Source organism: Paucibacter sp. DJ2R-2 (assembly GCF_025717675.1).
Taxonomy (GTDB): Bacteria; Pseudomonadota; Gammaproteobacteria; order Burkholderiales; family Burkholderiaceae_C; genus Paucibacter_A.
The window spans coordinates 23,501-43,153 of the sequence record NZ_JAJIRT010000001.1; the positions used below are offsets into that span (position 1 = coordinate 23,501).

Sequence of the window (19,653 nt, forward strand, 5' to 3'; positions counted from 1 at the left end):
CCCGACCGTCGAACAGCGGGGGCGTCGTGAATCAAAGGCAGTCGCCGCGGGCCACGGCCCCTGCGGGCGCACGGCCGAGCACCGGCCAGACGCTCAGTTCAGCGTCGGAGCCACGGCGGCATCGCCACCGGCGGCAGCGTCGCGCGCAGCCTGCTGAGCTTCGAACATGGCCTGGAAGTTGACTTCGGTCAGCAGCACCGGCGGGAAGCCAGCGCGGGTGCAGACGTCCGACACGACAGCGCGCAGATAGGGGTAAATCATCTGGGGGCAGACGATGCCCAGGATGCCTTCGGTCTGTTCCTGAGGCACATTGCGGATCTCGAAGATGCCGGCTTGCTTGGCCTCGATCAGGAACAAGGTCTTGTCGCCAACCTTGGTCGTGACGGTGGCAGTAACCGCCACCTCGAAGATGCCTTCAGCCACCGGCTCGGCAGCCAGGGCCAGGTTGATATCAACCTGGGGCTGGGTCTGCTCCAGCAGGATCTGCGGCGCGTGGGGCTGTTCCAGCGACAGATCCTTCAGGTACATGCGCTGAATCTGGAAGACGGGGGTGTTGTTCTCTTCGGCCATGATGGGTTTCCAAAAAAAGTAAAGGCCCGCCAGCGTCGGTGCTGCGGGCAGCGGCGCCGATTATGGCGCAGCGAATATTTCAGTCTGTGGGGGTCTGCCCGCTCTTGAAAAGCAGCGGTCGGGCGCCAAGCCCAATCCGCCCAGTGCGGTCCGCTCAGGCCGCTTGCAGCAAAACCTGCAAACCACCACGTTGGTCGAGCGCGATCAGATCATCGCAACCGCCGACATGGGTGCTGCCGATGAAGATCTGCGGCACGGTACGGCGACCGGTCAGGGCCACCATGGCGTCTCGCTCGGCCGGGTTCTGATCGATACGAATTTCCTCGATCTGCTCAACACCGCGCTGCTTGAGCAAAGCCTTGGCCCGCACGCAGTAGGGACAGACCAGGGTGGTGTACATCTTGACGTGGCTCATGGCCCATTCCTCGAAAAACTAGGGAAGCTGACTCGGCTCAGATACTTTGACCCGACTGCCGCACGCCAAACTCAGGCGGCCTTCTCGACCGGCAGATTCGCTTCACGCCAGGCGCTCAAGCCGCCGGCCAAAGGCTGTGCCTTTTCGTAGCCGAGCTTGCGCAACTGTGCCGCGGCACGGGCAGCGCGAGCACCGCTCTGGCAGACCACGACCAGGGGCAAGGTCTTGTTGCTGGGCAGGCTTTTGTGACCCTCCAGCGCCGCCAGAGGAACGTTGCGAGCACCGGCGACATGGCCGGCGGCGAATTCGGCCGGCTCGCAGACGTCGATCACCACCGCCTTCTCGCGGTTCAGCAAACGCACCGCCTCAGCCGTGTTGACGGCCGCACCTTGCGCGCCCTGAGCCACCGTGGGCCAGAGCAAAAGGCCGCCAGACGTCAGCGCGGCCAAGACCAAAATCCAGTTGTCGAGCAAGAAGTTCAAAGGGCTGCGTCCGTGAGGCGTCCGTGAAAAGAAGACCCTGATTATAGAAAGCCCGCCGGTGCTCAGCAGCGGCGGGCTTGAAGACCCTCGTGGGCCCGGGTTGGCGGCGAGTGCGCCGCCGGGCTCAATCAGCGCAGTTTGAAGGTCGCGACTGCGGCCTGCAGAGCCTGGGCTTGTTGCTCCAGGCTGCTGGCCGCCGCTGCGGCTTCTTCCACGAGCGCCGCATTTTGCTGCGTCATCTGGTCGAGCTGCACCACCGACTGGTTGACCAAGCCGATGCCTTGGCTTTGCTCACCCGAGGCGGCTGTGACCTCACCGATGATGTCCGACACCCGCTGCACGCTGGCCACGATCTCGGTCATGGTGGCACCGGCATCGCGCACCAAGCGGCTGCCCGACTCAACCCGGTCGACACTGGCGCCGATCAAGGACTTGATCTCCTTGGCCGCTTCGGCCGAGCGCTGCGCCAGGGAGCGCACTTCGCTGGCCACCACGGCAAAGCCACGGCCTTGCTCGCCGGCACGCGCCGCTTCCACGGCCGCATTCAGCGCCAGGATATTGGTCTGAAAGGCGATGCCATCGATGACGCCGATGATGTCGTTGATCTTCTTGGAGCTGGTGTTGATCTCTTCCATGGTGGAGACCACTTGGCTGACCACCTCACCACCCTTGCGTGCCACCGTGGCAGCGGAACCCGCCAGCTGGTTGGCCTGGGCGGCCGCATCGGCGCTCTGCCGCACGGTATCGGTCAGGGTCTGCATATTGCCCGAGGTCTGTTCCAGCGACGTCGCCTGCTTCTCGGTGCGCACCGAGAGGTCATGGTTGCCGACCGCGATTTCACGCGAGGCCACCGACATCGAGTCCGTGCCCATGCGCACATCGCTGACGATGGCGGCCAAGCCTTGCGACATGGCGCGCACGGCGTCCAGCAAGCTGCCCTCAGCACCAGGCGCCACCTGGATGTCTTGCGAGAGATCGCCATCGGCCATCTGACGCATCACATCGCGGGCGTACTCGGGCTCGCCGCCGAGCTGTCTCCAGACGCTGCCGATCACCAGGAAAGAACCGACACCAAGCGACACCACCACCACCAGACCGCTGACGAAGATGGCCAGCAAGCTGGCGGACACGCCGCCCTCGGCCTTGAGCAGCCCGCTGTCGAAGCCCTCGCTGGCTTCCACGCGCGCGGCCTTGACCTCAGTTTCCAGCGCCTTCAAGGCCGATTGCATCTTGGGAATCGCACCGGCTTGATCGCCTTGCTTGATACCCAGGAACAACTCCGCCGTGTCGACCGAGGCAGCAAAGTAGGCATCAAAGCCCTTCTTCAGCTTGGCACCCGTTTCGGCCTTGCCCTCAATCTTGGCAATCGCCGTCAGGAGCTTTTGGATGCTGGCCGCGCGTTCCTTGGCCTCGTCCAGACGCTTTTTCTCGCCTTCAGCCACGGCACTTTGAATGGTGGCGCCCAAGGCTTCCAGCTGGGCGGCCAGTTGCGTCGTCGCGTCAACATACGGGTAGTGCACACTGCCGACCGCATTGATGGCTGACGAGGTCCGGGCCGAGAAGGCCCAGACCACGGCGATGCCGATGGCGAAAATCAGTGCAGCAAACACAGGCAAGAGCCAGATTCTGGTCTTTACATTCATTCGAACCTCCAGTGCATGTGCGCCCAGCCCATCGGCGCACCAGGGTTGAGCGCGAAATCAGTCTACGCTCAAGACCACCTTGACGCTGCCGTCGACGGCGGATTTCTCGATGTAGCCAATCGCATCCGGATTGGCGGCGACGAACTTCTTCACTTCGGCAGCCGAAGCCAGTTCCTTAGGCGGCGTGGCCTTGCCAGAGAACACCAGGCGCGACCAGGCAGCCTTGACCTGCGGGGCCTGCTTGCCCGTGACTTTGCTGTAGAACTGGTCGCGTGTGGCGGCACTTTCCGGCAGGTCCACGGCAGCAGCAGCAGCGCCACTGGGCAAGGTATTGGATTTGCCGAGGAAGATGTTGGAGACTTGGTCGGCCGTCATGCTGGCGGCCGCGTTCTTTGGGTTGACGATCACGGCCACCTGGGCCTGAGCCAAGGGCAAAGCGCACAAGAGCATGAGAGCTGCGCAAGCCTGGAATTGCTTGAGTTTTTTCATGGTCGGCTCCTTCAGAACACCGTGTCCACAGCGATGCTGTAAACACTGGTTTTGCCGACCATCGTGCCGTTGGTCGGCACCAGGAACAGGCCTTGAGTCTTGGGCGAGATGCGTTCGAATTGCGCCTTGAAGGCGATGTTTCGATACGCATCCCAACGCAAACCAAGCGCCCCGGTCTTCTGGCCGATGGCCTGACCGGCCAGCACCAGATTGACACCCGCTTTCAGACCGGCCAGCTGCGGCGTCGGCGCCGGGATGTTGTTGACCGCATTGGCGTCGGCAACCTTGAGCTCGGACACCGTCACATAAGGCGTGAACTTGCCGAAGCGATGGCCCACGGTCAGGTACCAGCCGTTGGTGTCTGACACATAGGAGTCGGTGCGGCGCTGGGTGTACTCAAAATTGGCCAGCCAATCGCCTTGGTCGTAGCTGGCACCGATACCGGTGAAGGTGGCCTTCTTGTCGGTGCCGTCCAGCTGATTGCCCAGGGCTGCGAAAGCCGGGCTCAAGCCAGCCAGTGCCGGGTTGCGCAGTGCGCCGACGATGCCCGCCAAGGTGCTGCTGTGGACTGTCAACTTGCTGTCGACGTGGCCGAAGCGCAAGGTCAGGCCACCGTCGAGTTCGACCGTGGCGTTGATGCCTATGACCTTGTCCAGTTCAACTTTGTTGTTGGTGACATAGTTCGAGGACTTGCCGCCGTACAACTGAGCAGTCACGGTGGCCGAGCCGAGGGTGGTCTGGTAGCTCAGATCGGCACCATCAAAGTGGCTGACCGGCACTTGGCCATAGACATCCTGCGGGGGGCGCAGCCAAGTGTTGGCGAAGCCAACATCTCGGAAGTCCGATACAGCGAAGAAGGGGCCGCCCATACGGCCGAGTCGCAAGGCCAGATTCGGCGAGACTTGAGCCTTGACGAAGGCCCATTCCAGGCCCGGTGTGAACTTGCCCTTGCCGTCCTGCTTGGTCAGCACCTGCACGGTGCCGGAGAACATAGCGTTGGCGCGAGCAGTGACCTGCAGGCCCAGTTTGCTGTCCACTTCCCCGGTGGCCGATTTGTCGGCACCGCGCGGTTGGCCGTACAGAGCGTACTTGCCCTTGTCATTGCTGGTCTGAACCAGCCCCAAGGTACCAAAACCTGAGAATGAAAATGCCGAGTCGCCGGAGGCTTGCGCCGTGGCAGAACCCGCCCAAGTGAACATGGCCAAGGCCATGGGTGTCAGGAACAAGCTCGTTCCAATTCTCATGAATGTCTCCTTTTTGAACTGCTAAAAAAGCGTGACCGCACAAATGTGCGCCCAACGCCCCGCTCTGTACAGACGTTGTCGGCCCCGACGCCACAGACTTGAGTGCGAAACGCAAGCAAGCGTGAAACACGGCTTGCGATAGCAGGCCCGTGAAATCCGCCCGGCCCAAATCGGGCGGCCCTATCAAGCAAGGTCCATGTACAAACTCGTGCTCATTCGCCGTGGCGAATCCACCTGGAATCTCAAAAACCACTTCACCGACTGGACCGATATTGACCTGACCCCCACCGGCGTAAAGCAGGCCAAACCAGCCAACCGATAGTCCAAGAATGCCGGCCTGGACTTTGATATGGCTTACACCTCGATGCGCAAGCGTGCGGTTTGGACGCTTTGGCATTGTTTGGATCAAATCGGTTGCATTGGGTTGCCTGTTGTCCACAGCTGGCGCCTGAACAAGCGCCATGGCGGCTCGCTGCAAGGCCTGAGTAAGGCGGACATCGGCAAGCAGTACGGCGACGAGCAATGGCTCGTCTGAAGCCGCAGCGCCGCCACGCCAAGATGAGCCCCGAGGACATTCCGCCGACCGAATGTCTGAAGGACACCGTCGCCCGCGTCCTGCCGCTATCCGCTCGGCGATACCGAAGCTGCTGCCAAGGTTGCGGCAGCCTTGGCCAGCCAGGGCAAGGCCTGAGCCCAGAAGGGTCGACAACCCTCAGCTGATCAAGCCGTAAAGCCGCTCCAGCGGCACGCGGCTGACCAAGGACTTGTCGGCCTCCACCGCCGCGATGGCGAACTCAGCTTGCGCGCAATCGCGCTTGGGCGTCTGGGTCACCGGAAAGCCTTTGCGGTCGGTCAAGGCGGCCACCAGCGGTGTCGACATGCTGGCACCGCGGCGGATCACCACCGCGCGCTCGCCGCTGGCCAAGCTGACCACCTCGCCCGGTGGATAGATGCCCACTTCCTTGATCAGCGCTGCCACCAGCGGGCTGCCCGGCATCAAAGCGTAAGCCTGGCGCTCCGCCTCCTTGGCGCCCAGCGCCGGGCGCGACTCGCGCCGGCTGATTTTGGCCATGAACACGTCCATCAGGCGCAGCAACTCGGCCAGCTCGCAGACCTCGCTCAGGCCACGGGGGTAGCCCTGGCCGTCGGCATGCTCGTGATGCTCGCGCACCGCCTGCAGCCATTCTTCGTCCGTGACCCCAGCCTCGCGCAGCTGCGCCTCGGCCGTGTCGGGGTGGGCGCGCAGCTGGGCGCGCTGTTCTTCGGTCATGCGGCCATGCACGGCAAAGCGGCCTTGCAGATCGACGATGCTGAGGTTCATGGTCAAGGCCGCCTGCACCGCCGTGAGTTGGCGCGCCTCGCTCCAGCCCAGGCGCTGCGCCAGCAACTGCACGCCAGCGGCCACAAACACGGCATGTGTCAGACCATAACTACGCAGCTGATGGGACTCCTGCCGCGTGGCCTGGAACAAAGCAAGGTCGGGGTCGCGCTGCACCAACTTGATCAGCTCATGGGCCAGCTCTTCGCCGGCCGCCAGAAAGCCGGCCTCGACGCTGACATGCTTCAGCAGTACGTCGAGCGACCAAGGCAGCTGATTCCAGCGCGCGAACACGGTCGGCGTGGCCACCGCAACCTTGCGTCCGGCCGCCAGGGCCTTGATTTCCTCGACATCGGCATACATGCCACGGCCCAGCAGCATCTCCAGCTGCGCCTCGCTGCGCAGCACCTGACCACAAGCGAGCAAGAGACTGCCCAGCTCATCGCGCACATTGAAGGGCAAGGGCTCACCGATGGCGAGCTGCTTGGCGACCAGCTTCAGCAACTGCATGATGCGGACTCCGACGCGGTCGAGCGGCCCTAGGTCGGCTCGGCCTCAAGCTCCCTGTACCGGCCTCGTGGGCGAGGCGGCTTTTGTCGCACCAGTCTACGCCGCTCATCGCGGAGCAGCTAGCGCACAAGCAAGGAGCGACGCCCCTCAGTGCAGGGGGTTCAGCGCATCAAGGCCGTGCAGGCCATACAGCCCGTACAGGCGTTCGCTCGGAACACGTGCGAGCAAGCTCTTGTCCGCCACCACGGCGGCCACCGCATGCTCAGGCCGCGCGGTGTCGCGGCAGATGGGCTCGCTGCAGGCCTTGCCCTGTGCATCGACCAGGCTCATGACCAGCGGGCATTGCAGGCTGGCGCCGCGCCTCACCACCACGGCCAGCTCGCCGCTGGCCAGGCGCAGCAGTTCGCCGGGCGGATACATACCGAACTCCTTGATCAGGGCCGCGACCATGACATCGCCAGGCGCCATCTCATAGGTCTGGCGCGCAGCCAGCTTGATGTCCATGGCCGGGCGCTGGGTGCGGGCGCTGATCTTGGCCATGAAGACGTCGACCAGGCGCAAAAGCCGCGCCAGTTCTTCCACCTCGCTCAGTCCGCGCGGATAGCCCCGCCCACCGGGCTGCTCATGGTGCTGGGCCACGGCGGCCAGCCATTCCTCGTCGGCCGTGCCGGCCGCGCGCAGGCGCTTGGTAGCGTCCTCGGGGTGCCGGCGGATCAGCTCGCGCTGACTCTCGGTCAGGCGACCGCCGGCCATGGCGTAGCGGCCCTGCAATTCGATGATGCTGGCGTTCATGGTCAACGCCGCCTTGACAGCGCAGCGCTGCCGCTCCTCGGGCCAGCCCAGGCGCTGTGCCACCATCAGGCAGAGCGTGGCCACGTGCAGGGAATGCGTGAGGCCGTAGAGACGCAGCTGCTGGTTTTCCTGGCGCACCGACTGGTAAAGCGCGACATCGCCGTCCTGCCGTGCCAGAGTGATCACCTCGGTGGTCACCTCGTCGCAGTTGCTCAAAAAATGCTCGGCATCCGGCAGGGTCTTGAGCATCACGTCGAGCGACCAGACCGCCTGCTGCCAACGCGAGGCCAGCGAAGGGGCTTCGGTAGGTATCTCTTGACCGGCCTGCAGGGCACGCAGTTCCTGCACATCGGCATACATGCCGCGCTCCAGCAAGGACAGCAACTGGCCCTGGCTGTGCAGCTTCTGGCCACAGGCCAGCAAGAGACCGCCCGAGGCATCGCGCACATTGAAGGGCAAGGGCACGGCCACCTGGACCTGCTCGGCCACCAACTTCAGCAATTGCATCGCGCTCAGCCACTCCTCATGAAGAAGAAAGACAGTCGGGCCCGATCCTGCGGGCCAGCAGGACTCAGCTTCAGCTCACAACCAGCGCCTCAACACACCGGCCAGCAAGGGCACGATGCTGACCGCATTGCTGCCATGCGGCACGCTGTTGCTGCTCCAGACATGGCGCACGCCCGCCGCCTGCAGGGCCGGCAAGGCATCGCCGTTGAACAAGGCATGGGTCACGGCCACATCGACCGAGGCCGCGCCCCGGGCCAGCAGGCCTTGGGCCGCGCCGATCAAGGTACGGCCGGTCGAGGCCATATCGTCCAGCAACACAACGGCCCGGCCGCTCACCTCCAGCTGCGGCAAAGCCAGCTCGACCTGATGGTCGCCGTGGCGCACCTTGCGGCCGATCGCATGGTCCAAGCCCCCGGCGGCGGCGGCCTCGCTGACCCATTGCGCCGACTCTTCATCGGGCCCGATCAGCAGCGCGCCCGGCACATGCGCGGCAATCCAGGCACCCAGCACCGGCGCCACCGAAAGCGCAAAGCCGGCACCGGCCGGCATCACCTCATCGAGGCTGGCAATGCGGTGCAGATGCGGGTCCAGGGTGATCACATGGTTGAACTGCTGGGCCAGCAAGCGGGCGATGTGGCGCTGGCTGACGGCTTCGCCGGGCGTGAACTCCATGTCCTGGCGCATATAGGCCAGATAGGGTGAGACCAGCACCAGGCGGTCGGCGCCCAGCTCGCGCGCGGTCGGCGCAGCGATCAAGAGTTCGACCAATTTTTCATTGGGCTGCTGCAGGCCGCGCAAGAGGAAGACCGTGGGCGGCAAAGGCTTGGGCAAGACCAGGCGCAGCTCGCCATCCGGGAAACGGTGACGGCTGATGAAGGCCAGAGGCAGGCCCAAGGACTCGGCCAGCTCCTGCGCCAGCGGGCCCTCGTCTTCGAAGGCCAGCAGCAGAGCCCGGGAATGCAGAAGATCGCTCATAGATGGCGAAACACTTTCATTCAGATGGAAAACAAAGAGCCGCTGGCAAATTCATGAGGCAGCTGGTCGAGCCGGCCGATCTGACAGCCCGACCCTTTTTCGGCCAGCTCACGGGCAAACTGCAGATCGGCCTCGAATTGGGCGTGGATGCGATAGAGCGGCTCGCCGGCTTTCACCGGCTCGCCCAGGCGTTTGAGCAGCAGCAGGCCGGCGCCCGCCACCTGCGGCGCACCGGCCAGGCGCGCGACCCGGGCAATGCGCAAATTGTCGATGGCGATGATGTGGCCCTCATGGGGCGCCAGCACCTCAAAGCTGAGCGCGCCAACCCCAGGAGCTGCCACGCGCCGACCTTGGGCATCGATGATGGCATTCATCTGCGCCAGGGCACGGCCACTGTCCAGGATGTCGCGGGCGATCGCGTCGCCCTCACCGCCGCGCACATCGGGGTCGAACTCGATCATGCGCCCGGCCAAGCGCAAGGCCTTCTGCCGCAGGTCCTGCGGCGCGGCCGGGTCGCATTGCAGCACCTGCATCACATCCAGCGCCTCCAGCACCGGGCCGATGCCGCGGCCGATCGGCTGGCGGCCATCGCTGAGCACCACATCGATCTGCAGGCGCAAATGGCCGGCCACGTATTCGAACAACTTCTTCAGCCGTTGCGCCTCGACCATGGAGCGCACCTTGGCGCTCGGGCCCACCGGGATGTCCAGCACCAGATGGGTGGAGCCGGCTGCAATCTTCTTGGAAAGAATGGAGGCCACCATCTGCCCCGGCGAGTCGATGGACAGGGGCCGCTCCACCGAAATCAGGATGTCATCGGCCGGCGAGAGATCGGCCGTGCCGCCCCAGGCCAGGCAGGCGCGGGTGGCGCGCACGATCTCAACCATGCGCTCGAAGCCGAGTTCCACATTCGCCAGCACCTCCATGGTGTCGGCCGTACCCGAGGGCGAGGTGATGGCGCGCGAGCTGGTCTTCGGACAGAGCATGCCGTGGGCGGCGACGATGGGCACGACCAACATCGAGGTGCGGTTGCCCGGGATGCCGCCGATGCAGTGCTTGTCCACCACCGGGCCGGCGCCGACCTGGCCCTTCCAGTCCAGACGTCGGCCGACGGCGATCATGGCCTCGGTCAGGTGCAAGACCTCTTCGCGGTCCAGCTCATACTGCTTGGTAGCCACGACAAAAGCGGCCAGCTCGATCTTGGAGTAACGCGCTTGTGCCACGTCACGGATGATGGCGGCCAGATCCTGGCGGCCCAGGCGTTCGCCATCGATCTTGCGGTGCAAGGCGGCGATGGAGCCGGGTGGCTCGGCATGGGCAATCGTTGCCGCATGGCCATCGGCCACGCCCAGGCGGGCAAAGGCTTCTTCGCTCAAGCCCAGATCACAGGCGCTGACGATGCGCTCGTCGTCCACCACATTGAGCACGGCCAGGATGCTGCGCGGGCCCTGACCGTTGTTGGTATGGATCTCGACCTTGGACAGGGCCTGAAAACCGGCGGCACGAACCACCGGACAGTCTCGGTGCAGATAGGCCACGTTCTCGCGCCAGGTGTCGATGCCGACACGGCGGATGGACAGCGAGCTCTTGGGCAGCGAGCTCTTGGGAACCGGGGTCGCGCTCATTCGGACACTGTAACGGACGCGACCGCCATGCCCGCCGGGCACTTGTTTCAATTCGCAGCCAGGGCCTCGGCGATCTGCTCGCGCACATGCTCGGCCAGGGCGCGGCGGTCGGCGTGCGCGCTCTCCAAGGCCGGCAGGATCTGGATCTCAATGCCCACGCCGCGTGCCTTGAGCACGGTCCAGAGGCTGGCGATCATGGTCGTGTCGCCGATGAATCGGGCCGAGCTGCTGAAGCGCTCGCCCGGCTCATACCAGCGCAGCGCCAAAGGCTGGATCACCGTCTCGGTGGCGATGGCGGCCTGCAAGAGGTTGCCGTGGAAAGGCAGCAGCTCGGGGCCGGCCCCGGTCGTGCCCTCGGGAAACACAGCCACGGTGTCGCCGGCCTTGAGCGCATCGGCCATCTGGTGCACCACACGCAGCGCGTCACGCTTGCTGGTGCGTTCGATGAACAAGGTGCCCACGCCCGCCGTCAGCGCGCCCACCACCGGCCAATGCTTGACATCGGCCTTGGAGACAAAGCGTGCCTCGGGCAGCACCGCATGGACCGCGGCGATGTCCAGCCAGGACACATGGTTGGCAACGATCAGCTTGGCACCCGGCCGGGCCTGGCCCTTGAACTCCAGGCGCACGCCCATCAGCGCCAGCATCTTGCCGGACCACCAACGGATGCGGTGGTGGCGCTGCCCCAAGCTCAGGCTCGGGAACAGCAGCTTGATCATCAAGAGCCCGTGCAGCACATGCAGGACAAAGCGCAGCAAGCGCCAAGCAGCGAGCAGATTTCGCATCTCAGCGGGCAGCCTCAGCTTCGAAGGCCATATGGCCGGCCACCACCGTGTAGCGCACCTGAGCCGGCAGCTCGAAGCCGCTGATCTCGTAGGCAAACGGCGTGTGCTTGCCCTGGCTGCTCAGGCGCTCAGGCGTGACCGCCCAGCTGGCTGCCGGGTCGAAGACGCAGACATCGGCGACGCCGCCCTCGACCAGACGGCCGGCGCTGGCGCCCAGCGAACCCAGGGCGCTGCCCAGCACGCGCACCGGCGCGGCCGTGACCACGCCCAGGCTTTGCGCCATCGACAGGCCACTGTCCTGACCCCAGCGCAGCGCCAGGCTCAAGAGCAGCTCCAAGCCGGTGGCGCCGGGCGTGGCTTCGGCGAAGGGCACGTTCTTCTCGTCAGGGGCGACCGGCATGTGGTCGGACACCAGCGCGTCCAGTGTGCCGTCGGCCAGACCAGCGCGCAGGGCGTCGCGGTCGCGGCCCTGGCGCAGCGGCGGGTTCAGGCGCATGGCCGGGTTGAAGTAGCCGATGTCCACATCGCTGAGGTGCAGGGAGTTGATGGACACATCGGCCGTGAGCTTGAGGCCTTCCTGCTTGGCCGCACGCACCAGGGCCACGCCGGCAGCGCTGGAGATGCGGCACAGGTGGACGCGCGCGCCGGTCGAGCGCATCAGCTCGAAGATGGTGTGCAGTGCGACGGTCTCGGCCGTCACCGGCTCGCCGGACAAGCCCAGGCGGGTCGCCACGGCGCCGCTGGCGGCCACGCCGCCGGACAGGTAGGCATCGAGCGGGCGCAGCCAGACGGTGTAGTCATAGGTGGCCGCATACAGCAGGGCGCGGGCCAGCACCAGGGTGTCGCGAACGGGGCGGTCGGCCTGCGAGAAGCCGATGCAACCGGCCTCGGTCAGCTCGGCCATCTCGGTCAGCGACTCACCGCTCAAATGAGTCGTCAGCGCGCCCAGGGGGAACAGCCGGCAGCGGCTCAGCTTGCGGGCGCGGAACTTGAGCATCTCGACCAAGCCGGGCTCGTCCAGCACCGGGTCGGTGTCGGGCGGGCAGACCAGGCTGGTCACGCCGCCGGCGGCGGCCGCGGCCAGCTCGCTCTCGAGCATGCCTTCGTGTTCATGGCCGGGCTCGCGCAGGCGCGCCGCCAGGTCCACCAGGCCCGGCGCCACCACCAGGCCGCCGGCCTCGATGACGCGCTCGGCCGAAAACTCACCGACATCGCCGAGGCCGACGATGCGGCCGTTGGCGATGGCCAGGTCGCCGATGCGGTCCAGGCCGCTGGCCGGGTCGATCAGTCGACCGCCTTTGATCAAGATCTTCATGCTTCGTTTCCAGCGAGGATGGACATGACCGCCATGCGCACGGCGATGCCGAAGGTCACCTGCGGCAGGATCACGCTTTGCGCGCCATCGGCCACGGTGGAGGCGATTTCCACGCCCCGATTGATCGGGCCCGGGTGCATGACGATGGCATCAGGCTTGGCCAGGGCCAGCTTCTCGGGCGTCAGGCCGAAGTTCTTGAAGAACTCGCCGGCGCTGGGCAGCATGGCGCCGCTCATGCGCTCGTTCTGCAGGCGCAGCATGATGATGACGTCAGCGTCGCGCACGCCCTCGGCCATGTCGTGGCAGACGCGCACGCCCATGTCCTTGAGGTCGCCCGGCACCAGGGTCTTGGGGCCGACCGCGCGGATCTCGGGCACGCCCAGGATGTTCAGCGCATGGATGTCGGAGCGGGCCACGCGCGAATGCACGATGTCGCCGACGATGGCCACGGTCAGGTTGCGGAAGTCCTTCTTGAAGTGCCGGATCGTGTACATGTCCAGCAAGCCTTGCGTCGGGTGCGCGTGGCGCCCGTCACCGGCGTTGACCACATGCACATGGGGCGCGCAATGCTGGGCGATCAGATAAGGCGCGCCCGATTCGCTGTGGCGCACCACGAACATATCGGCATGCATGGCCGAGAGATTGGCCACGGTATCGAGCAGGGTCTCGCCCTTGGCGGTGCTGGAGCGGGCGATGTCGAGGTTCAGCACATCGGCCGACAAGCGCTTGGCCGCGATCTCGAAGGTGGTGCGGGTGCGGGTGCTATTCTCGAAGAACAGATTGAACACCGACTTGCCGCGCAACAGGGGCACCTTCTTGACCTCGCGGTCGTTGACCGAGAGAAAGGTGCCGGCCGTGTCCAGGATCTGGTGGATGATGGCCTGGGGCAGGCCTTCGATGGACAAGAGGTGAACCAGCTCACCGTGCTTGTTCAGCTGGGGGTTGCGTTTGGAGAGCATGGCGTTCAGCCTTCCTTGACATCAAAACTGAATCGGCCGTCCTCGCTCTTGGCCAGGCGCAGGCGCTGTTCGGCCGGCAGGTGCACGCGCGCGGCCGAGAAGGCCGGCTCGATCGGCAGCTGGCGTCCGCCACGGTCCACCAACACCGCCAGGGTGACGCTGGCCGGACGGCCGAAATCGAAGAGCTCGTTGATCACGGCGCGCGTGGTGCGGCCGGTATAGAGCACATCGTCGATCAGGACGATGTGGCGGCCTTCCACCTCGAAGGGCAGCTTGGTGTGGTCGGCCTTGGCCGACATGCCTTTGGAGCCGAAGTCATCGCGGTGCAGGGAGCTGGAGATCACGCCAGCCTGGCCGGCCAGGCCCAGATCACGCTGCAGCCGCTCGGCCAGCCAGGCGCCGCCCGACCAGATGCCCACCAGCGCCGCCTCGGGCTGCCAGAGTTTTTGCACGCCGCGCAGCAGATCGGCATAGATCGCCTCGGCATCCAGTAGCAAAGTGCTCATGTGTTCTCTCTGAAAAACTGTTCAAGAATCAGGGCGGCCGCGGCCGAATCGACATCGCGCGCGCCCTGGCTCTCGGCTTCGACGCTGGTGTAGCGCTCGTCCACCTCGAAGACGGGCAGGCGCAGGCGGCTCTTGAGTTGGCGGCCAAATTTGCGCGCGCGGGCGGTGATCTCGTGTTCTGCACCGTCGGGGTGGAAGGGCACGCCGATGACCAGGGCCTGGGGCTGCCACTCGCGCACCAGCTTCTCGATCGCCTGCATGCGAGCCTCGCCTTCGACGGCGATGTGGCGCAGCGGCTCGGCCTGGCCGGTGAAGCGGCTGCCATAGGCCACGCCGACGCGGCGGCTGCCGTAGTCAAAGGCCAGGGCCGTCTGCACGGCGGCGACGGCCGGTGCGGGAATGGGGGTCGCTGGGGCCGGCGCGGTCATGCGTGGCCGGCCTCTTGGCTCAGCATGCGCGGGTCCACGCCCAGCAGGCCAAGCGCGCGCTCGTAGCGCTGCTCCACCGGGGTGTCGAAGATGATGTTGGGTTCGGCGTCCACGGTCAGCCAGCCGTTGCGACCGATTTCTTCTTCCAGCTGGCCGGCGGCCCAGCCGCTGTAGCCCAGGGTGACCAGCACGCGGCGCGGGCCGGCGCCGTTGGACAAGGCCTCCAGCACATCGCGGCTGGTGGTCATCTCCAGGCCACCGGGCACGGCCAGGGTGGCGTTGTAGTGCTTGCCCTCGGCGTCCAGCGGCTCGTGCAACACGAAACCGCGCTCGGTCTGTACCGGGCCACCGTAGTAGACGGTGGAGGCGGCCAGCGCCTCGCTGGGGGGGCTCAGCTCGACTTTCTCGAACAGATGCCCCAGGGTCAGGGAGATGGGCTTGTTGATGACCAGGCCCAGCGCCCCTTTTTCATTGTGTTCACAGAGGTAGATGACGCTGCCCGCGAAGGCCTCGTCGGCCATGCCCGGCATGGCGATCAGGAACTGGTTGGCGAGGACGATCCGATCTTGAGGCATGCAGGCATTTTATTCGCGGGCGACACTATCGGGATGACGCGCTCAATAATTGCCTCCGATCTATGCGCTGCCCCTGCCGGCAGCATGCCGCGCGCCCTGGTCTGGTTCCGCCGTGACCTGCGCCTGGACGACCAAGCCGCCCTGTACCGGGCATTGCGGGCCGCGGACCAGGTCTTCTGCGTCTTCGTGCTGGACCGCGACATCCTCGACGCCCTGCCCCGCAGCGACCGCCGGGTCGATTTCATCCTGCGCAGCCTGGTCGAGCTGGACGCCAACCTGCGCACGCTCTGCCCCGGCGGCGGCCTGATCGTGCGCCACGGCCGGGCGGCCGAGGAGATCCCGCGCCTGGCGGCCGAGCTGGAAGTGCAGGCCGTGTTCTGCAACCACGACGACGAGCCCGCCGCCCTGGCCCGCGATGCCCAGGTCGCCGAGGCCCTGGCCAGCTTCAGCTGCCAACTGCGCAGCTTCAAGGACCATGTGGTGTTCGAGCGCAGCGAGGTGCTGACCGGCGCCGGCAAGCCCTACGGCGTGTTCACGCCCTACAAAAACGCCTGGCTGCGCCAGATCAACGACTTCTATCTGAGCAGCTACCCGGTGGCCCGCCACGCGGCGGCCCTGGCACCCACGGCCCTGGCCCGCGGCGTGCCCAGCCTGGCCGAGATCGGTTTTGAGCCCACGGACCTGAGCGCGCATTTGGGCGCCGGCGCTTCGGGCGCCGAGGCCTTGTTCGCGGAGTTTCTGGACCGCATGGACCAGTACGAGGCCTCGCGCAACTTCCCCGCGGTCAAGGGCCCCAGCTACCTGAGTCTGCACCTGCGCTTCGGCACCATCTCCATCCGGCGCCTGGCCCGCGAGGCCTGGCAGCGCGCCCAGGGCGGCGACCGTGGCGCCGAGGTCTGGCTCTCCGAGCTGATCTGGCGCGATTTCTACCACCAGGTCATGCATCACCACCCGCATGCCATGGTGCGTGCCTTCAGGCCCGAATACGACGCCATCCGCTGGGACAGTGGCCCGGCGGCCGATCACCTGTTCAATGCTTGGTGCGAGGGCCGGACCGGCTACCCCCTGGTCGATGCCGCCATGCTGCAGCTGAACCAGAGCGGCTATATGCACAACCGCCTGCGCATGGTGACGGCCTGCTTCCTGATCAAGGACTTGGGGCTTGCCTGGCGGCGCGGCGAGGCCTACTTCGCCGAGAAGCTGCTGGACTTTGACCTCGCGGCCAACAACGGCGGTTGGCAATGGGCATCCTCCAGCGGCTGCGACGCCCAGCCCTACTTCCGCATCTTCAACCCGGTCACGCAGAGCGAGAAGTTCGACCCCGAAGGCAAGTTCATCAAGCGCTACCTGCCCCAGCTGGCCAAGCTGCCGCCCAAGCTGATCCACGCGCCCTGGCTGGCCAAGCCGCTGGAGCTGGAGGCCTGCCGCGTGGTGCTGGGCCGCGACTACCCGACGCCCATCGTGCGCCACGACGAGGCGCGCGCGGCCACGCTGGCGCGCTATGCGGTGGTCAAATCGCGAGCCCTTCCAGAGACCTGATCGAGGAAGAAAACTCAGGCGCCCGTCACAACCAAGACCCGGCGACTTCATTCAGGTCAGCGTAGCTACCAAGTTATATGAAGACCCGAATTCGTTAGGATCGTGGCCTGCTTTGCAAATCCAGTGCAAGGTCAAGAAGGGCCGACTATGACAACAAACCTGCTGCTGCATCTGGTGATGTGGTTCACAACCATTGTGGGCCTCGGCATAGGAGCTCGCCTGTACCTGCTTAACAAGAGCCTAAAAGCCGAACAGGACCGAATGGTCCGCGAGCTCGCTATTCAGCCCGGGATCAGCTGGTACCGGATCAACATCAGTCGGCCCGAACATTTCAAGAAGCGACTCAAGCTGAGCCCTTTTGAAGGCAAAGGAATCCTGATCCGCTCGCCTCAAGGCTTGAGGTTGAGCGCTAGCTTCCCAGAGGAGGGCAAGTTCCAGGCACAGTGCGAGTTAGCGCGCATGCGCGTTCGCTGGCTGGGCAACGTCGGCATGGCCAGCGGCAATCTGCATTGGATCGGGCTTGATCTGGACGGCCAGAAGCTCGCCGTCTGCGCAGATACCGGATTGAATGCAGTGAGTTCAAGAGAGGCCACAGCAGACCTGATGCTCAGCCTGGCGCCACAACACCAACTCCCCGAAAGCGCCCGTCAGGATTTTGCGCTGGAGAAGAACCTGGCCTCCTTGATGGTCGCGTGCGCCAGCTTGGCTTTGATCATGGTTGCCTTGTTCGATGGCGCCATGTTCAACCCCTATGAGCTTCAACTCGCAAGCACGCCCCTCTTGTACTGGATCCCGTTCGTCGCGGTGCTGGCCTCGGGTTTGTATCCCATCCTGAAGGCCGCCAAGGTTCCGGCGCGAGAGTCTGTGACGCTCACAGTCTTGGCCGGCGCTGCACTGTGTCTGTGCTTCATACCCATCTGCAAGCGCCTCGACCAAGGACTCTCTGGAACAGGTGCGCAGATGTACCCCTTTGTTGTGAAATCAGTTGGTCTGCTGGAAGCCCAAGTTCCAGGGCCGCCGACCATGCGCTTCGTCAAGATGCCCGAGTACTGGGCGCAAGTCCCAGTTGGCAGCCACTACTCCCTGAGATTCGTGAATGGCCCGCTGGGCATGTGGCAGTTGGACCCTCGCGAACTCTACAGCGCCTACGAGGCATTCGAAAACGAACAAGCCGCAGCGAAGAAGGCGCCGTGAGTCTTGACCGGTGCGCTGGAGGGCGAAGCTGGCGACAATGGGCCGCCCCCGAACTAGCGACTGAACCCACGATGAGCATCGAGATCCCCAAAGCCGCCCGCGAGCAAGCGATTCGCTCGATCGAGCGCTACTTCGAGCACAACATGGACGAGCCCATCGGCAATATCGCTGCCGGCGGCCTGCTGGGCTTTTTCCTCGAAGAAATCGGACCCGTGATCTACAACCAGGCGGTGGCCGATGTGCAAGAGCGCATGCAGCAACGCGTGGCCGAGCTGGACATCGAAGTCCATGAGGACGAGTTCCAGTACTGGCGCAAGTACGAGAGCAAGGCCGGCGCGCGGAGCAAGAAGGCATGAACGGCCCGAGCGCACCGGCTGACGAAGGCGCAGACTTCAGCCCCGCCCCGACCCGCCCATTCGATCTGGGTTTCAGCCACCGTGAACGCAAGGACGGCAGCCTGGAAGTGCTGCACGGCGGCCGCCAGGCGGCCCTGCTGCGCGGCAACCGCGCCCTCGCCCTGCTGCACATCCTGAACACCGGCAGCTTCGAGCAAGGCCAGCAGGCCATGGCCAAGATCACCGGCAACTACAAGCGCGGCAACGAGGGCCAGGCCCGCCGCCACCCGCGCAACCAGGGCTGAAGCGCCGCGCCTCAGTTCACACCAGCCAGAGCCTGGGCGGGCCCAGCCGGCGCTTCCCAGCGCTGCAACATGCGGCCATAACGCTGCCGCCAAGGCTGCAAGCCTTGCGCCACCCCGCCGGTCGCAGGCTCGATCAAGGTCTGGCGCAGAAAAGCCAGGGCCAGTTCGCGTGTGGCCACCTTGACCTGCGGGTTCAATGCCAGTCCGCCAGTGCCAGCTCGGTCAGTGAAGATGCTGTGCGAGCCGCCTTCGAACACAGCCAAAGCCTTGCTCGGACCACCCATGGCTTCGAAGACCTTGATGCGGTCTTCGGCGGCCGAGTAGTAACCGGGCACCTGGATCACGTCCTGGGTGGCCGTGATGTGCAGAGTCGGAATGCGGATGTCCTGCAGGATGGGGGCCAGGTCGTTCTCGCCATAGAAAGGTGGCGCCGAGATCAGGATGGCCGCCTTGATGCGCGGCTCCAGCAAAGGCAAGACCTGACCCTGGCGCTGCACCCGGGCTCCGGCCAGCAGCATGGTGGTGTTGGCGCCGTAGGAATGACCGGCGGCGGCGATGCGCTGCAGGTCGATGCCCGCGCCCTGCTCGCTGGCCAGCAGCTGGTCCAGGGCGAAGCGAACATCGGCGACGCGGTTCAAGGCCTCGCTCTCCTTGGCTGCATCTTGCAAGCGCCCGACCAGGCTGAAGATACTGCCGGTCCACAGGCCGCGATCGCTGCCCACATGCTGGACATGCAGGCTGGCCAGGCCTTGAGAGGCCAGATAGGCGCCGAGATAGCTGTAGCCGCGGCGTGAGCCTCCAAGACCGTGCGAGAACAGCAGCAGAGGCAGGCCGCCCGCTGCCGCGGGTTCGGCCGGCAGATACAGGCGCGCTGGCACCGCGCGCTGGCGGCTCGCGTCCTGCCAATCGAAATCCAGTGATCGGTAGCGGCTGGCGGGGACGGTCAGCTCGGCGAAGTCGGGGGCCGAGGCAGCCTGAGGGGCGCTCGACGAACCCGTCTCAACGGCGATCTCTCCGACGCCAAAGGACTCGGGCTTGCAGCCCGCAAGGGCCGAGAGCGCCAAGGCCGCGCCCAGCCCCAGGGCCAGCCGGCGGCGCTGTTCATCGGCGAAGATCGGAGAGGAAGACTGGGTGTCTGGCAT

The 19,653-nt window shown here is 65.4% G+C and carries 21 protein-coding genes and 1 pseudogene; 5 read left to right on the top strand and 17 right to left on the bottom strand.

Going from position 1 to position 19,653, the window contains the following annotated elements; genetic code table 11:
- Positions 1-93 precede the first annotated feature (93 nt).
- From secB to LNV28_RS00160, 6 genes are all read right to left on the bottom strand, one after another.
- On the bottom strand, positions 94-570 hold the full coding sequence (gene secB, locus LNV28_RS00135; protein ID WP_263517065.1) for a protein-export chaperone SecB: 477 nt from the start codon (positions 568-570) through the stop codon (positions 94-96).
- A 154-nt stretch (positions 571-724) separates the two neighbouring features.
- Complete coding sequence (gene grxC, locus LNV28_RS00140) at positions 725-985, bottom strand: glutaredoxin 3 (protein WP_263517064.1); 261 nt, start codon at positions 983-985, stop codon at positions 725-727.
- Positions 986-1,056: 71 nt separating this feature from the next.
- The gene (locus tag LNV28_RS00145; protein WP_263517063.1) at positions 1,057-1,467 is read right to left on the bottom strand and encodes a rhodanese-like domain-containing protein; all 411 of its coding nucleotides are present in this window, start codon (positions 1,465-1,467) and stop codon (positions 1,057-1,059) included.
- Between the two features lie 128 nt (positions 1,468-1,595).
- Positions 1,596-3,110 (bottom strand): methyl-accepting chemotaxis protein, encoded by a 1,515-nt coding sequence (locus LNV28_RS25035; protein WP_318013812.1) that lies wholly within the window; start codon positions 3,108-3,110, stop codon positions 1,596-1,598.
- A 57-nt stretch (positions 3,111-3,167) separates the two neighbouring features.
- Positions 3,168-3,599: a type 2 periplasmic-binding domain-containing protein gene (locus LNV28_RS00155; RefSeq protein WP_263517062.1), complete on the bottom strand. Its 432-nt coding sequence runs from the start codon at positions 3,597-3,599 to the stop codon at positions 3,168-3,170.
- Between the two features lie 11 nt (positions 3,600-3,610).
- On the bottom strand, positions 3,611-4,843 hold the full coding sequence (locus LNV28_RS00160) for a porin (RefSeq protein WP_263517061.1): 1,233 nt from the start codon (positions 4,841-4,843) through the stop codon (positions 3,611-3,613).
- A 196-nt stretch (positions 4,844-5,039) separates the two neighbouring features.
- Here LNV28_RS00160 and LNV28_RS00165 point away from each other — a divergent pair.
- Positions 5,040-5,464, top strand: a pseudogene (locus LNV28_RS00165) (2,3-bisphosphoglycerate-dependent phosphoglycerate mutase); the annotation flags it as partial.
- A gap of 91 nt (positions 5,465-5,555) precedes the next feature.
- Here the strand turns inward: LNV28_RS00165 and LNV28_RS00170 are convergent.
- The 10 genes from LNV28_RS00170 to LNV28_RS00215 all read right to left on the bottom strand — a co-directional run bounded on the left by LNV28_RS00170 (position 5,556) and on the right by LNV28_RS00215 (position 15,138).
- Entirely contained in the window at positions 5,556-6,671 is a 1,116-nt protein-coding gene (locus LNV28_RS00170) for an HD-GYP domain-containing protein (RefSeq protein WP_263517060.1), read from the bottom strand.
- A 147-nt stretch (positions 6,672-6,818) separates the two neighbouring features.
- Positions 6,819-7,970: an HD-GYP domain-containing protein gene (locus tag LNV28_RS00175; RefSeq protein ID WP_263517059.1), complete on the bottom strand. Its 1,152-nt coding sequence runs from the start codon at positions 7,968-7,970 to the stop codon at positions 6,819-6,821.
- A 75-nt stretch (positions 7,971-8,045) separates the two neighbouring features.
- On the bottom strand, positions 8,046-8,945 hold the full coding sequence (locus tag LNV28_RS00180) for a ribose-phosphate diphosphokinase (RefSeq protein WP_263517058.1): 900 nt from the start codon (positions 8,943-8,945) through the stop codon (positions 8,046-8,048).
- Positions 8,946-8,965: 20 nt separating this feature from the next.
- Positions 8,966-10,570 (bottom strand): thymidine phosphorylase family protein, encoded by a 1,605-nt coding sequence (locus LNV28_RS00185; RefSeq protein WP_263517057.1) that lies wholly within the window; start codon positions 10,568-10,570, stop codon positions 8,966-8,968.
- Positions 10,571-10,617: 47 nt separating this feature from the next.
- Positions 10,618-11,355 carry a lysophospholipid acyltransferase family protein gene (locus LNV28_RS00190; protein WP_263517056.1) on the bottom strand — a complete coding sequence of 246 codons (738 nt, stop codon included), beginning with the start codon at positions 11,353-11,355 and terminating at the stop codon, positions 10,618-10,620.
- A gap of 1 nt (position 11,356) precedes the next feature.
- Positions 11,357-12,670 carry a dihydroorotase gene (locus LNV28_RS00195; protein WP_263517055.1) on the bottom strand — a complete coding sequence of 438 codons (1,314 nt, stop codon included), beginning with the start codon at positions 12,668-12,670 and terminating at the stop codon, positions 11,357-11,359.
- A complete protein-coding gene (locus LNV28_RS00200; RefSeq protein ID WP_102767744.1) occupies positions 12,667-13,629 on the bottom strand; it encodes an aspartate carbamoyltransferase catalytic subunit in 963 nt (320 codons plus the stop codon). The genes LNV28_RS00195 and LNV28_RS00200 overlap by 4 nt, the downstream gene beginning before the upstream one ends.
- A 5-nt stretch (positions 13,630-13,634) precedes the next feature.
- The gene (pyrR, locus tag LNV28_RS00205) at positions 13,635-14,135 is read right to left on the bottom strand and encodes a bifunctional pyr operon transcriptional regulator/uracil phosphoribosyltransferase PyrR (protein ID WP_102767745.1); all 501 of its coding nucleotides are present in this window, start codon (positions 14,133-14,135) and stop codon (positions 13,635-13,637) included.
- Positions 14,132-14,563 (bottom strand): Holliday junction resolvase RuvX, encoded by a 432-nt coding sequence (ruvX, locus tag LNV28_RS00210; RefSeq protein WP_263517054.1) that lies wholly within the window; start codon positions 14,561-14,563, stop codon positions 14,132-14,134. Before ruvX ends, pyrR begins: the two co-directional genes overlap by 4 nt.
- Positions 14,560-15,138 (bottom strand): YqgE/AlgH family protein, encoded by a 579-nt coding sequence (locus tag LNV28_RS00215; protein ID WP_263517053.1) that lies wholly within the window; start codon positions 15,136-15,138, stop codon positions 14,560-14,562. The genes ruvX and LNV28_RS00215 overlap by 4 nt, the downstream gene beginning before the upstream one ends.
- Positions 15,139-15,222: 84 nt before the next feature.
- On the opposite strand from LNV28_RS00215, the gene LNV28_RS00220 reads away from it, so the two are divergent.
- From LNV28_RS00220 to LNV28_RS00235, 4 genes are all read left to right on the top strand, one after another.
- The gene (locus LNV28_RS00220) at positions 15,223-16,677 is read left to right on the top strand and encodes a cryptochrome/photolyase family protein (protein WP_263517052.1); all 1,455 of its coding nucleotides are present in this window, start codon (positions 15,223-15,225) and stop codon (positions 16,675-16,677) included.
- A 147-nt stretch (positions 16,678-16,824) separates the two neighbouring features.
- Positions 16,825-17,871, top strand: coding sequence for a hypothetical protein (locus LNV28_RS00225; protein ID WP_263517051.1), 1,047 nt, complete (start codon positions 16,825-16,827; stop codon positions 17,869-17,871).
- 71 nt (positions 17,872-17,942) lie between these two features.
- Positions 17,943-18,227 carry a DUF2164 domain-containing protein gene (locus LNV28_RS00230; protein WP_263517050.1) on the top strand — a complete coding sequence of 95 codons (285 nt, stop codon included), beginning with the start codon at positions 17,943-17,945 and terminating at the stop codon, positions 18,225-18,227.
- Positions 18,224-18,511, top strand: a complete 288-nt coding sequence (locus LNV28_RS00235) for a hypothetical protein (RefSeq protein WP_263517049.1) — start codon at positions 18,224-18,226, stop codon at positions 18,509-18,511. The genes LNV28_RS00230 and LNV28_RS00235 overlap by 4 nt, the downstream gene beginning before the upstream one ends.
- Positions 18,512-18,522: 11 nt before the next feature.
- On the opposite strand, the gene LNV28_RS00240 is transcribed toward LNV28_RS00235, so the two are convergent.
- Positions 18,523-19,653, bottom strand: a complete 1,131-nt coding sequence (locus LNV28_RS00240) for an alpha/beta hydrolase family protein (protein WP_263517048.1) — start codon at positions 19,651-19,653, stop codon at positions 18,523-18,525.